Genomic DNA, 678 nt, shown 5'->3' on the forward strand with positions numbered 1-678 from the left:
TCTGGATATTGAAGGACAAACCCGTGAAGTGCTTGCCACCATCGAACAGTTACTGGCTTCAGCAGGAACCGATAAATCTCGCTTGCTCTCTGCGCAACTGTTTTTAAAAAATCTTTCAGACTTCCCTGTGGTGAATACTATCTGGATTGACTGGTTAAAAGGTTATGTTGCGCCTTCACGTGCCACTATTCAGGCAGATCTGGTCAATCCAAAGTGGTTGATCGAAATTGCGGTTGTTGCAGCACAAAAATAAAGCGATCCGCTTTATTTTTGCTTAAAAAATATAAAAAAAGAAGAAAAGTAACGTATTTGCAGTAGATAAAACGTAGTGAGATACGTATTTTCTTGCAATTAAAAATGAGTCAGCCCGCAGGAATGGACGGCTAGTAATAGCACAACAATAACAGGCTGGCTCATGAGGGAAACGTAAAAAGGAACTTTTGGTTATGACGGTTACACATCAACAGTCAGAAGGCGAACAGTCGCCCCATGACTTGCAGCGCAAACTCTCCAATCGCCATTTGCAACTGATTGCAATTGGCGGTGCCATCGGTACGGGCCTGTTCATGGGCTCAGGAAAAACTATTTCACTGGCAGGCCCATCGATTCTGTTTATTTACATGATTATCGGCGGGGTGTTTTTTTTTTTTTTTTGAGCACACCGGGGGGTGTTTCTGG

Annotated in this window: 1 protein-coding gene and 1 pseudogene; both read left to right on the forward strand. The window is 43.2% G+C overall.

Annotated features, from left to right (window positions below):
* Positions 1-253, forward strand: a 253-nt coding sequence (locus J699_RS00050) for a RidA family protein (RefSeq protein WP_032883047.1), incomplete at its 5' end; no start/stop codon positions are given.
* 193 nt (positions 254-446) lie between these two features.
* Positions 447-647 (forward strand): annotated as a pseudogene (locus J699_RS00045) (amino acid transporter); the annotation flags it as partial.
* Positions 648-678: the final 31 nt, after the last annotated feature.

The sequence above is a fragment of the Acinetobacter sp. 1000160 genome (assembly GCF_000588715.1).
Lineage (GTDB): Bacteria > Pseudomonadota > Gammaproteobacteria > Pseudomonadales > Moraxellaceae > Acinetobacter > Acinetobacter courvalinii.